The sequence below is a fragment of the Vibrio sp. V43_P6S15P86 genome (genome assembly GCF_009904725.1).
GTDB lineage: Bacteria > Pseudomonadota > Gammaproteobacteria > Enterobacterales > Vibrionaceae > Vibrio > Vibrio diabolicus.
Map to the genome: position 1 here is coordinate 1 of NZ_WXWT01000360.1, position 13,236 is coordinate 13,236.

At 45.7% G+C, this 13,236-nt stretch carries 11 protein-coding genes; 4 read left to right on the forward strand and 7 right to left on the reverse strand.

Annotated features, from left to right (window positions below):
* Both CAG69_RS16350 and CAG69_RS16355 read left to right on the forward strand, forming a co-directional pair.
* Positions 1-1,029: cellulase family glycosylhydrolase (locus tag CAG69_RS16350; protein ID WP_161445180.1), on the forward strand; the 1,029-nt coding region annotated here is incomplete at its 5' end.
* 70 nt (positions 1,030-1,099) lie between these two features.
* The gene (locus tag CAG69_RS16355) at positions 1,100-2,488 is read left to right on the forward strand and encodes an MFS transporter (RefSeq protein ID WP_237668086.1); all 1,389 of its coding nucleotides are present in this window, start codon (positions 1,100-1,102) and stop codon (positions 2,486-2,488) included.
* 90 nt (positions 2,489-2,578) lie between these two features.
* On the opposite strand, the gene CAG69_RS16360 is transcribed toward CAG69_RS16355, so the two are convergent.
* Positions 2,579-3,577 (reverse strand): substrate-binding domain-containing protein, encoded by a 999-nt coding sequence (locus CAG69_RS16360; RefSeq protein WP_161445182.1) that lies wholly within the window; start codon positions 3,575-3,577, stop codon positions 2,579-2,581.
* A 176-nt stretch (positions 3,578-3,753) separates the two neighbouring features.
* Here CAG69_RS16360 and CAG69_RS16365 point away from each other — a divergent pair, with 176 nt between their 5' ends.
* Complete coding sequence (locus tag CAG69_RS16365) at positions 3,754-4,086, forward strand: tRNA-binding protein (RefSeq protein WP_005494151.1); 333 nt, start codon at positions 3,754-3,756, stop codon at positions 4,084-4,086.
* 69 nt (positions 4,087-4,155) lie between these two features.
* On the opposite strand, the gene CAG69_RS16370 is transcribed toward CAG69_RS16365, so the two are convergent.
* Positions 4,156-4,707: a gamma-glutamylcyclotransferase family protein gene (locus CAG69_RS16370; RefSeq protein WP_161445184.1), complete on the reverse strand. Its 552-nt coding sequence runs from the start codon at positions 4,705-4,707 to the stop codon at positions 4,156-4,158.
* A gap of 184 nt (positions 4,708-4,891) precedes the next feature.
* Between CAG69_RS16370 and CAG69_RS16375 the strand changes: the two genes are divergently transcribed.
* The gene (locus CAG69_RS16375) at positions 4,892-6,076 is read left to right on the forward strand and encodes an NnrS family protein (protein WP_161445186.1); all 1,185 of its coding nucleotides are present in this window, start codon (positions 4,892-4,894) and stop codon (positions 6,074-6,076) included.
* A 72-nt stretch (positions 6,077-6,148) separates the two neighbouring features.
* Here CAG69_RS16375 and CAG69_RS16380 read toward each other — a convergent pair whose 3' ends face one another.
* The 5 genes from CAG69_RS16380 to CAG69_RS16400 all read right to left on the reverse strand — a co-directional run bounded on the left by CAG69_RS16380 (position 6,149) and on the right by CAG69_RS16400 (position 12,508).
* Entirely contained in the window at positions 6,149-7,102 is a 954-nt protein-coding gene (locus CAG69_RS16380; RefSeq protein ID WP_161445188.1) for a CorA family divalent cation transporter, read from the reverse strand.
* Positions 7,103-7,388: 286 nt separating this feature from the next.
* Positions 7,389-8,948, reverse strand: a complete 1,560-nt coding sequence (gene glpD / locus CAG69_RS16385) for a glycerol-3-phosphate dehydrogenase (RefSeq protein WP_161445190.1) — start codon at positions 8,946-8,948, stop codon at positions 7,389-7,391.
* A 177-nt stretch (positions 8,949-9,125) separates the two neighbouring features.
* Positions 9,126-9,917: a DeoR/GlpR family transcriptional regulator gene (locus CAG69_RS16390; protein WP_006742414.1), complete on the reverse strand. Its 792-nt coding sequence runs from the start codon at positions 9,915-9,917 to the stop codon at positions 9,126-9,128.
* A gap of 159 nt (positions 9,918-10,076) precedes the next feature.
* On the reverse strand, positions 10,077-11,594 hold the full coding sequence (glpK, locus tag CAG69_RS16395) for a glycerol kinase GlpK (protein WP_006742415.1): 1,518 nt from the start codon (positions 11,592-11,594) through the stop codon (positions 10,077-10,079).
* Between the two features lie 59 nt (positions 11,595-11,653).
* Positions 11,654-12,508 (reverse strand): MIP/aquaporin family protein, encoded by an 855-nt coding sequence (locus tag CAG69_RS16400; protein WP_046875005.1) that lies wholly within the window; start codon positions 12,506-12,508, stop codon positions 11,654-11,656.
* Between the last annotated feature and the right edge of the window lie 728 nt (positions 12,509-13,236).

The window sequence follows — 13,236 nt, forward strand, 5'->3', positions numbered from 1 at the left end:
GAGCATGGCTGGCTACGTGGCTTTAACTATTTACCGCGCACAGCGGTTAACTGGAATGAGATGTGGCAAGCGGAATCTTTTGCACCTGAGGTGATGGAACAAGAGTTAGCTTGGGCGCATGATGTGGGTTACAACACTTTACGTACCAACTTACCATTTATAGTTTGGCAAGCGGATCGCGATGGTTTACATGCGCGAATTGAGCGCTTTCTGGATATTTGCGAACGCAATCAAATCAAAGTGATGCTCACGCCGATGGATGACTGCGGTTTTTCGGGCGACCATCCTTATCTTGGTGAACAAAAAGCGCCCGTACCGGATTTGCACAACAGCCAAGCAGCAGCAAGTCCTGGTCGCAATGTGGTGATGGACAAATCTATGTGGGGTGAGGTCGAAGCGTATATTCGCGACATCATCTCTACCTACAAAAATGACCCTCGAATCGTTATTTGGGATCTCTATAACGAGCCAACCAACCGCATGATTTTCACCACCACGGGTGAGATCGCTTATGACGAAGAAATGGAAATCTTTAGCCATGAGCTGATGGAACAAGCGTTTGAGTGGGCACGTGAAGAAAACCCAACTCAGCCTCTCACCGTTGGCGCTTGGCATGCGCCAAGCATTCTTGACCGAAGCCTACCGATTTATGAACACCCAACCGATCGCAAAGCGATGGAGCTATCGGACATCATTACTTTCCACGCTTACTTACCACTCGATCTGTTCCATAAAGCCGTTGAAATTGTAGAAAGCTACAACCGACCAATGATGTGTACTGAGTGGCTTGCTCGTCATGCGCAATCGTACATGCACGAACAGCTTCCGGTCTTTAAACAGAAAAACATTGGCTGCTACCAGTGGGGATTAGTGAAAGGAAAAACACAAACGCATCTGCCTTGGCCAGAGATAAAACGTAGCGATGCAAACTATGCGAGTCAATGGTTCCACGATCTGCTTGATGAGCAAGGACAGCCGTATGACGCAAGCGAAGTGCAATTGATCAAAACACTCGCAGAAGTGGATTAATTGCCTGTGAGCCGACTCTGAGAAATGGGTCGGTTTCTTATTTACAATAAAATCAATTGAGACGTGAACAATGACTACTCTACAAAACAAACTCACTAATAAGGAGCTGATGTCTTACTTCGGCTATGGGGTAGGCCAGTGCTTTAGCTTTGGTCTAGTCGGCTCTTTTATTCTTTATTTCTATACCGATATTTTGGGTATTTCTCCAATTGCGGCAAGTACGATTTTTTTGATTGCTCGTGTGTGGGATGCGGTGAACGATCCGCTCATTGCCGGATACATGGACACGCTAGACTCTCGCTTTGGTAAATTCCGCCCTTACATGCTGTTTACGCCGATTCTGATTGTTCTGGTCACGGTTGCCGCTTTCTATAACATTGATGCTGATACGTCGACAAAAGTGATGTATGCCGGTATCACTTACATTCTTTGGGGTACGCTTTACACAATTTCTGATGTGCCGTTTTGGTCTATGTCTTCTGTTATGACGGATGAACCGCAAGAGCGAGCAAAAGCGGCAACTTGTGCCATGTTAGGGGTGAATGCAGGTATTGGTGCAACTTTGGTTGTGTTCCCGAAACTGAGCGCTTACTTCGCTGATGGCCGGGCAGATCAGGGTTACTTACCAGCTGTGATTGTGTTGATGATTGCGGGTTTGTTCTTCATGCTGAACGGTTTTTACAACACCAAAGAACGCATCTCGACGAAGAGCTGCGAAAAAGTTACTCTAAAACAAACCTTTCAAGCCGTTCGTAAAAACAAGCCGTTGTTTTTTATTCTTGCCGCTTTCTTTATGAATGTGTTCTTTAACCTAGTAAATGGCCTGTACATTTTCTTCTTTACCTACAACATGGGTGATGCAGGGTTAGTCTCTCTGATTGGTACCATCACTTTGGTAAGTGCGATTGCGTGTTTGGCTACGCCTGTGCTGACAAACCGTTTCAAAAAACGTGACATCTTTATTGCGCTGTGTGTTTTAGAGATCATCGCTCGCATTGGGTTCTATTTTACTGGCTATGATAATCCAACGGTCGTGATGGCGTGGTTAGCGGTGATTACAGGCATCTTTATGATGACCAACCCTCTTATCTCGGCCATGATTGCAGACACAGTAGAGTACTCGTACTACCACAGTGGCAAACGTACCGCGGCGATCACGTTCTCGGGACAAACCTTTACAGGCAAACTTTCTGTTGCGGTAGCGGGCGGCTTAACGGGGGTAATCTTGACGATGATTGGCTATGTACCAAATGCGGCGCAAACGGAAACCGCGCTCAGTGGCATGTTCTTCTGTATTGCGTTGCTACCCGCATTGGGAGCTTTAGTGCGCATCTTTATTATGTCTCGCTACACATTTACCGAAGACCAACATGCGATTTTACGAGAAAAATTACAGCGTGGTGAGTTTGCGGAAGGCGTTGACGTGAAGTCTGCAAAACCGAACGAAGCCTTGAGCTAGAATCCATATCGTCTCGACAAGTGCTCAAAGAAAAAGCCCGCTCAATAACCTGAGCGGGCTTTTTCTTTTCAATTTACAGGTTATCCACCATCAACAACGCTCAACAGAATTTCTTCGTACCAAAGTCGGGCTAAAAATAATGGTTTCATCTTCAACTTTTTCGTCACGAGATAGCGCCAAAGCCAAACGGGCGGCGCGTTCTGCCATCATCTCGATTGGGTAGCGAATAGTGGTCAGGCTAGGGTGAACAAAGCGGGCGATCAAGCCATCATCGAACCCGACCATAGATACCTTACTTGGTACGTCAATGCCATTTTGATCCAACGCTGCTAGTGCGCCAGCGGCCATGTAGTCGTTGTAGGCCACCACTCCAGTAATCTCCAAAGATTTGGTTAACAGGTTGGTCATCGCAACTTCGCCCCCATCACTGTTGGGCTCACCGTATTCGATGTAGCTTGTGGAGAGTTCAATACCATGTTCTTTCAATGCGGCTTGGTAACCTTGCAAGCGTTCATCGGTATCTTCGATATCGTGGGATGAGGCGATGCAAGCGATTTTGCGATGCCCGTGACGAATCAAATATTCTGTCGCGAGGAGTGCCCCCTTGCGGTTATCAAGGGAAATACAGCGCTCAGCAAGCTCTGGGATATGTCGATTGATAAGCACCATACCTTTCACTTCTTGGGCATAGCCAATTAGCTCCTCATCAGATAAGCCTTTCGAGTGGATGACTATTGCATCGCAACGGCTGTTGATCAGCAATTCTAGGGCTTGACGCTCATCATCTGGATTGTGATACCCGTTGCCAATCAAGATATGTTTGCCATTTTCGCGCGCGATATTATCGACGGATTTGACCAGCGTGCCGAAGAAAGGATCGGACACATCACTCACCAACACACCCATGGTATTTGTGCTTTGACTCACCAGTGCGCGAGCTGCGGCATTGGGTCTGTAACCCAATTTGCTCATTGCTTTGGTGACCGACTCTACCGATGATTGACTGGCTTTTGGGGACTTGTTGATCACGCGAGAAACCGTTGCGACCGAAACACCGGCTTCTTTCGCGACATCCTTGATCGTTGCCATATAGAACCTTTAGTGGCTAAAAATTTTGACTGGAAGTATTAAACACCCATTGTGTAATAAGTGCAATTTGATAGGGGATTTGCTTTCGGAAATGAGATCTTTACCACTTGTATTTATTAAGCTTACTGATAGTGTAAATGTTATCTTTTTAGTAAAAATTTACTAGGGTTTTAATTATGGAAACTATCGCTTACTCAGATTTTGCCAAACTGGAAATTCGTACCGGAAAAATCATTGAAGTGGCTCGTCATCAAAATGCAGACAAGCTGTATATTGTGCAAATTGATATCGGTGAGAAAACACTGCAAACCGTAACCAGCTTAGTGCCTTATTACACCGAGGAAGAGTTGATGGGCAAACAAGTGGTCGTATTGTGTAATCTTGCCAAAGCCAAAATGCGCGGTGAAACCTCTGAATGTATGTTGTTATGCGCAGAAACGGATGATGAATCCGAAAGTGTGTTGCTAACGCCAGAAAGAGCGATGCCGACTGGGGTGAGAATTGTTTAATCAGTTCACTGGTCGCTCTATTGTAAAAACAGCTCTTAGTTTAGAGCTGTTTTTACAGATGGGATTGAGCTACGATTTTTGGGCAATCAGATTATCAATCAACTCGTAATGATGCTCTTGCACGCCTGCAAGGTTGCCGTATTTGGGTTGATGGCGGTCATTTTCTTTTGCGTGTTGCCAGCCAATGGTGTGACGCACAAAATGCTCTGCAAACGCGTGGGAAACTTCTAAGCAACCTACTAGCACGGTATCGACATAGCTTTGCATGATTGGGCTTTTTACGCACGGTGGTAATGGCTCGTCTTTTACGTAAACCCAGATGCTATGTTCTTGGTTAAAGTTCGCGTCCGTTTCTATTTGATCTGGCTGAATTTGAATACGATGATAACCACGCTCACGGCGATCGAATTCTGCGAGAGCTTCTTCATTCACTTCGAGTAAAACGCCGTTGACCTGCCCATCGCCTTGGTTCACCACTAATGGAGACAGAGTGTAGCTGTCATCAATTTTTCCCCAGTAGCGCACCAGTCCATGAGCAATGACGGGAATGGCTTCTCCCGTTTGTCCGGTTAACTTACGTGACGCAGAATTAATCAAACTGCCATAGCCAAATATGTACATTGTCGTTGCATCCCTTAACTGATGGTTGTGTCTCTCACCGTTTATACCTAACCCGCCTTTGAAGCACAACTTTACCTCTTAAGTATAATCCTAACTATTAACATGTATTTTTTATACATGTTTATGGTAGCATCAATATTGTAGTTGAGTTAACCAGCATCGAGAGACGCTTGAGGGCAAGATAATGCTGAATATCACCGATAAAAAAGTGGAAGAAAAAATCCCCGCATGGCTGCGATTAGGCTTTCGGCCGTTTTTTCTGTTTGGGTCGATTTACGCCATTGTTGCGATCGCGTTGTGGGTGTGGATGTTCCAGAGCGGACAGCCAAACGCATTAGCTGTACCGGCATTATGGTGGCACGTACATGAAATGTTGTTCGGTTTTTCGATGGCAATCGTAGTTGGCTTTGTACTGACCGCGGTACAAAACTGGACTGGCATTAATGGCACCAAGCATTACACGCTTTTGATCTTATTTGGCTTGTGGTTGACACCTAGAATATTGCTCTGGACGCCAGCGCCGTTATGGTTAACCAGCAGCATTGAAGCGGTATTTTTGTTGTTTGTTGCCTATGAGGTAGGCATTCGTGTTTGTCGAGCCAAAGGTTGGCGTAATCTGTTTTTTGTGCCGCTGTTTCTTTTGGCCATTTTGGCGAACTTTACAAGCTACGCAACAATAAAAGGCATGCCGCCGTTTAGCTCTTCTGCTGTATGGCAGGCGATGTTGTGGTGGTTTACGTTGTTACTGTCGGTCATGGGCGGACGTGTGATTCCATTCTTTACTGCGCGTCGATTTAATTTCGAAAAAGCGCAACCACTGGCTTGGTTAGAATGGTTCGCGAACTTGCCGTTGGTAATGCTATTTGTGCTGAGCTTTTTCCCTGTGACGTTTGCAGAGCTAGGTAATCCTTTGATGCTGTTTGCAGGTGTTGCTCAGTTGGTGCGTTTTGTTCGCTGGAAACCTTGGTTAACCCTGAGCGAGCCTTTAGTGTGGTCGCTGCATGCTGCGTATTTGTGTTTGCCACTAAGCTTAATTTTGCGAGGCGTTTGGGGAGATGCATTTGCCAGCCATAACCTGATTCACCTGTTTGCGATAGGTGCATTAGGCGGCTTGATTTTAGCGATGATTGCACGCGTGACGATGGGACATACTGGTCGCATGATCTACAAAGGTCCGAACATGAGCCTTGCGTTTGCGGCGATTACCGCGGCAGCTTTGGTTCGCAGTTTTGCCGTGATATTTGATCCTGCCAATATGATGCTGTGGATTGATATCAGCGGCGGGTTATGGATTGTCGCATTTGGCCTGTTTATTTGGCGCTTTGGCGTGATGCTTATTACCCCTCGCGTTGATGGTCATCCCGGATAGGGCTCTAATGTGAGTAGAGAAAGAGGAGCCGCGCGCTCCTCTTTTGATTGTTGTTCTTTATAGGATTAGCGCTTATTCGTCTTCGTCGTCCGTTTTATTCGTGAACCCCAAACGCTTGAATAGCCACCACTCTAGAGCAAAGATGACAATTAAAGCGATACAGAACCAGGTGAACGCCATGGCGGATTCCACGCCTGGCATACCGCCAATGTTGATGCCAAGCAAACCTGTTAGGAAGCTGGTTGGCAAGAAAATAGTCGCCACCAAGGTAAATAGATAACTGTTTTTATTAGTTTTCTCGTCACGATGATGTTTGATTTCTTCTTGAAAGAGAGCGACTTCTCCAAGATAAAACTCAAGTGTTTCATTTATGCGCGTAATATTATTGTGGGCGAAGCGATATTGATGGGGCCTTAAAGCCACCAACTCGGACTCTGATTCAACGAGATCACGAATAGCATATTGCTGAGGGCGAATAAAACGTTTGATGGAGATAAGCGCTTTTTGAGTCGCCATATGCTTGTACGTCGATTCATCATTCACATCAAACTGGTTTAACGTCTCTTCAATCGTATCGAGGTAAACGTCTATTTTGCTATTTAATCCTTCAATAATCTGATGAAGTAAACCAGCAAGGCTTTTCGGGCCTTTGTGTTCCGCCAATGCTTGACGAATTTCCATGATGGCACGCGATGGGATCTTACGTGTTGAAATCAGTGCGCCTTGAAAATAGAGAATTCGAATACTGAGCATGTCTTCTGGTGAAGCATTGCCGTTCATATTGACGCCTCGTAAAATCAACATGAAGTTCTCGTCATCCAAAGGGTGGAAAGACGGTCGGCTCTCGTCGGCTAACAGGTGATCAACAGTGGCACGTGGTACTTGGTTTTGCTCTAGCCAACCACGAATATTGGGATGCAGCCGTTCACAATGGTACCAATGTTTGGCTTGAATCTGCTCCGCCGTTGTGGATTGCTGAGTTGCTTCTGGGGTTGAAAAATCCCAATGTTCAATCATAAAACCCATTTTCTTTTCCTTGTCTGAGCCTTTCCCCAAATAACTCGGAAAGAGCCTGTGCTCTTCCGCTGCATTATTTTCCGTGAAGTGCATCAGTGATAACGTTCTGAACCCAGCTCCATGAAGTTATTCAGGGATAATTATTCAAATGAGTATGATTGCATTTAACGCTAAATGTCTATGAATAGTTGCTCTTATTTGTAATCAAGTGAAGCAAGCCAAAGTGTGGTGTAAAAACAGCAAAATAAAAAAGCCTGCAGTGAGGCAGGCTTTCTAGTGGGGTGGAGAGGAGCAGTTAGCCAACTTGAGAAAGATTAACCACTTTCAGCTGTAGCTTTTCTTTTAAATAGTCCGATAAAGCCTGCTTTTCTTCATCGTTCATGTACAGACCAAGTTTGGTACGACGCCACAAAATGTCTTCATCGGTCATTGCCATTTCATGGTTCATTAAGTAGTCGATCTCACGTTGGTAAACACCGCCGGCTTGCGATGAGAACGCGTGTCCAAGGTCAGCTTCGCTTGCTGTGCCTTCCATTAAGTTCCACGTTTGGGTACCAAATTGTGTCACGTAACGAAGAATCAATGCTTCTGGCGCCCAAGCGTATTTAGCATGAATTTGTTTAGCTAATTGTTCACGACTACAGCTGAAGTTACCACCAGGTAGGGTTTGATTTGCCGTCCAGTCGCTTCCCATCTCTGGTAGGAAAGGAGCCAGCTTTTTCATTGCCGCTTCACCCAGCTTACGGTAGGTCGTCAGCTTACCACCAAAGACAGAAAGCAGAGGTGCATGGTCGTATTCCGCATCGAGTTCTAGCGTGTAGTCTCGTGTGATCGCTTGCGGAGAGTCAGATTCATCGTCACATAAAGGACGAACACCGCTGTATGTCCAAACCACATCTTCGCGAGTCAGCTGGTGGACAAAGTGTTGGTTTACGATGTCGATGAGGTAATCGACTTCGTCATCTGAGATTGCCACTTCGCGTGGGTCACCTTTGTATTCCACATCTGTTGTACCAATGATTGAGAACTTATCTAAGTAAGGAATCATAAATACGATGCGGTTGTCTTTGTTTTGAAGAATGTAGGCTTGCGGTTCGTTGTGGATACGAGGAACAACGATGTGCGAGCCTTTGATTAAGCGAATGTTACGAGGAGAGGCTTGCTCTAATCCATCATCAAAGAACTGTTTTACCCAAGGGCCAGCTGCGTTTACTAGTGCTTTTGCTTTGCGTTCGAAACGTTGGTCTGTCATCACGTCATGAATTGTGACATGCCAGATACCACCTTCACGGTGTGCTTTTTCTACGCGGCAGTAGTTACGTACTTCTGCATGGTTTTCACGAGCAGCCAGAACGTTAAGCAATACTAAACGCGCGTCATCAACCCAACAGTCAGAGTATTCGAAACCGGTTTTCATTTCTGGTTTTAGCAAGCCGGATTTCGCTAAGTTGACGGTTTTGCTGCCTGGCAGAGTCGTACGTTTACCCAAGTTATCGTAAAGGAACAGACCACAGCGAATCATCCAAGCTGGACGTAGGAATGGGCGATGAGGCAAACGGAAACGCATTGGTAGTGCAACGTGAGGCGCTTTGCGAAGAATAACTTCACGCTCTGCGAGCGCTTCCGAAACCAAACGAAACTCGTAGTGTTCAAGGTAGCGTAAACCGCCGTGGATCAGTTTAGAACTTGCCGAAGAAGTAGCGGACGCAAAGTCATTTGCTTCGTATAAGCCAACACTCAAACCGCGGCCAGCTGCATCTGCCGCAATACCAGCCCCGTTAATGCCGCCACCAATTACGATCAAGTCTAAGGTAGTGGATGAGCTAGTAGTGGAAGCATTTTTTTGTATACTCATAAATTTGACCTCTTGGTGAGCGAACGAGCATTTTAGAACATGATCTAATCCTAGCTTAGGTTTCGTTTGTGATCATCTATTATTTTCGTTTGTGAGCGTTTTGTGTGATTTAGGCACAAAAAAAACCTCTGCCTAATTAAGACAGAGGTCATTTGAGAGGCAAATTAATGATTGAAACTACTCGTTTTCGAAGTTTGTCTCGTTCGCTTCAACGACTTCAAGTGGAATTGAAGCTTCTTTTAAAATCGACAAGATTTCTTCTGGTGGCTGCTTGTTGGTAAAGATCATGTTGAGCTGAGCGATATTGCCTAGCTTCACCATAGCATTGCGCCCGAACTTTGTGTGGTCGACGGCAAGAAATACACTGCGGCTGTTGTCGATGATCGCTTGTTTGACCCTGACTTCGTGATAATCAAAATCCAGCAGTGAACCATCGAAGTCGATACCACTGATGCCAAGAATGCCAAAGTCGAGACGGAACTGTTTAACGAAGTCGAGAGTAGCCTCGCCAACAATGCCGCCATCGCGACTTCGAACTTCACCGCCTGCTAAGATGACTTTGATCTCTGGGTTGGGGAAGAGAATGGTTGCCACGTTGATATTGTTGGTAACCACGCGTAGCTGTTTATGGTTTTTATTGAGCGCTCGAGCAACCGCTTCTGGTGTGGTGCCGATATCAATAAATAGAGTCGCGCCATCAGGAATGTGCTTGACCACCTCGTCTGCAATGACATCTTTTTCATTGAAGTTGAGCGCTTTACGCGTGTTGTAAGATGTGTTTTCAGAACTGAGAGGGATGGTTGCACCACCGTGATAACGACGAATTTTGTTGTCGTCGGCGAGTTCATTAAGATCGCGTCGGATGGTTTGTGGGCTGACATTGAATCTTTCTACCAACTCATCCGTGCTGACATAGCCTTGTTTTTTCACCAACTCAACAATCTGTTGGTGTCGAGGTATTTGCTTCACTTACCACTCCCTTGTGCATTGGTAACGGCCAATGCTTCAAATTCGAAGCTCTATTGTGCTCGAATTTGCGCGTTGTGAGAAGTAAGCGAGTTCAGGAATCAGGGGCAAAGCGCAAAAAAGAGCGCACAAATGGCGCTCTTTTTTCGTATGGAGGTGAGATTAATCTTCTTCGTCGTGAAGCTCAGACCAGGTTTGCGCACATTTCACTGCGCGTTTCCAACCCTTGTAACGACGATTGCGCTTTTCTTCATCATCGTGCGGCTCAAACGTGCGATCAAGCACCGCTTTATTCTGCAACTCGTCAATGCTGTCCCAGTAACCCACGGCAAGACCTGCAAGGTAGGCTGCACCAAGAGCGGTAACCTCTGTTACTTGAGGGCGGTGTACTTCTGTATTCAATACATCGGATTGGAACTGCATTAGGAAGTTGTTCGCTACCGCACCGCCATCGACGCGAAGATTCGCAAGTTTAATTCCTGAGTCGGCTTGCATCGCATCCAGTACGTCACGAGTTTGGTAAGCGATGCCTTCCAAAGTCGCACGGATAATGTGGTTTGAGTTCACGCCGCGAGTAAGGCCGACAATCGTGCCACGTGCGTAGGCATCCCAGTATGGTGCGCCTAAACCAGTAAAGGCAGGCACGACATAAACGCCGTTTGAGGTATCCACTTTGGTTGCGAAGTATTCAGAGTCTTCTGCACCGTTTAGGATTTTTAATTCATCGCGTAGCCATTGGATAGAAGCACCACCCATGAATACGGCACCTTCAAGTGCATAAGCAGGCTCGCCTTTAGGACCACAAGCCAAAGTTGTCAGTAAGCCGTGCGTCGAAGTGACTTTTTCTTGGCCCGTATTCATTAGCAAGAAACAACCCGTGCCGTAAGTGTTTTTCGCCTGACCCGCTTCAACACACATTTGGCCGTAAAGCGCAGCTTGTTGGTCACCAGCAATACCAGAAATAGGAATACGAGTACCGCCTTTACCACCAATGTTGGTCTTACCGTAAACTTCCGATGAACGTTTTACTTCTGGCATCATAGATGCTGGGATACCAAGCTCATCTAACATTTTCTGATCCCAACATAGATCGTTGATGTTAAATAGCATGGTACGCGATGCGTTAGTGTAGTCGGTCACGTGAACGCGGCCTTGAGTCATCTTCCAAACTAACCAAGTATCGACGGTACCGAACAACAACTTGCCTGCTTCTGCGTCTTCGCGCGCGCCTTCAACATTGTCCAGAATCCATTTCACTTTGGTTCCTGAGAAGTAAGGGTCAAGCACCAAACCTGTGTTGTCACGTACGTAGTTTTCTAGACCACGCGCTTTTAAATCTTCACAGATGTCAGCAGTACGGCGACATTGCCATACGATCGCATTGTAAACGGGTTTGCCTGTTTCTTTATTCCAGACGATGGTGGTTTCACGCTGGTTAGTAATACCGATAGCCGCCAATTGGTCGCTACGGATGCCAGACTTAGCTAGAGCTTCTACCAACGTAGAGCTTTGTGTTGCCCAGATTTCCATTGGGTCATGCTCTACCCAACCTGCCTCTGGATAAATCTGAGTAAATTCGCGCTGTGCGACGCTTACGATGTTCGCGTCATGATCAAGAATTACTGCGCGAGAGCTTGTCGTACCTTGGTCTAGGGCAACAATGTATTTTTGCTCAGTCATGGTAAGAATCCTTTTGTTTCGTTATTTATATTTTAGTAAATGTTCGAGTTGCGTCAGTTTTAAGCTCTAGCTTCTTCTGTTTCTTCTTCCGTCTCACATTGGTTTGGAATTGTACAGCCGTGGCCTTGTTGTGGAAGGTAAGCTGCAATCGCTTTTGGGTACAACCAACCACCAAAGCACGCACCTGCAATCGGAGCAAGTAAAGGCACGATAAAGTAAGGAATGTCTTTAGCACCTGTCAGAGCGTAATCCCAGCCTGCGAAGTAAGCGAACAGTTTCGGTCCAAAGTCGCGCGCAGGGTTCATCGCGAAGCCTGTTAGTGGGCCAAGAGAACCACCGATTACGGCAATCAAAATACCGATTAACAGCGGGTTCATTGCACCTCGTGCAGCGCCGTTATTTTCATCGCCCAAAGCCAAAATCGCAAACATCAGCACGGCAGTGATAACGAATTCCACAGCAAAAGCGCCAAAGAAAGAGAGGGAAGCATGTGGATAGGTTGAGAAGATACCAGCGGTTGCTAGTGCATCTTGGCTACTGCGGACGAAGTTATGTGCGATTTCGTAGTCGGTGAAAAGGTTGCTGTATAAGCTGTAAACCAACGCAGCAGAGCAGAATGCGCCAAGCATTTGGGCGATGATGTATGGCACCACTTTCGCCTTATCAAAACCATGGAACATAGCGAGTGCGATGGTTACCGCTGGGTTGATGTGCGCGCCTGAAACGCCGGCAGTACAGTAAATAGCGATGGCGACACCTAGGCCCCATACAATACTGATTTCCCATTGTCCAAATGATGCGCCTGTTAGAACTAAGGCTGCGACACAGCCTACGCCGAAGAAGATAAGTAGTCCTGTACCGATAAACTCGGCCAAACATTCTCCGAGCAGAGAGGGGTGTTTGTTCGTTGTCATGTTAAAAGTCCTTTGATCATTTTTGCCTGTCTAGCACGATACTATTGTGCACATATAAACGTTTGCGAAAACAAACGCGCGTTAAAAATGAGCGTTTGAGCATAAAATTGTTAATCAAAGTCTTCGTTTTTGTTAAATGGCGCATCTTTTAATCGAAAAAGAAAACAACGAAAAGAATTTCTTTACTACGAGGTGTGTTTGGGAAGCGCTCAAATTACCGATGTGAAAAAGAATGCACAACTGGTAAGAGGAGTTTTGTGAAGCTGCTACGTGCTTGGGGATTTATTACTCAGATTTTGCGTAGTAATTAACCCTAAAGAGGTAAGGCGAGGTCAAGTACATCAAGGACTAGCGGTGATATAAGAAAATGCGTTGCTATGTTTATATCTCGAGAGGAACTTGTTATCCAAATTAGTGTTAATTATGAAAATGGAGAGGAAAATAAATATGGTTTATGTCTTGTGTTCGTGAATCACTGTCTAGGTTTGAGTTCAGATAACATTAGTTTTGTTATTTCGTTTGATACTAAGCGCGAACATTTTTCATCTTTTTAGTTATTTAGTGGTTTCGCGTAACAAGGGTGGATGTGAAACACCCTTTTTACGGTTAATTTGTGTTCTTATTCGAGCCTTTGTTTCATTGGTTTCGAATTGGAATGCTCAAGTGAGAGGTTGAAACATCAGTTTTATATTAACTAATTATGAGTAAAGTTGAACGATGGTCTAATT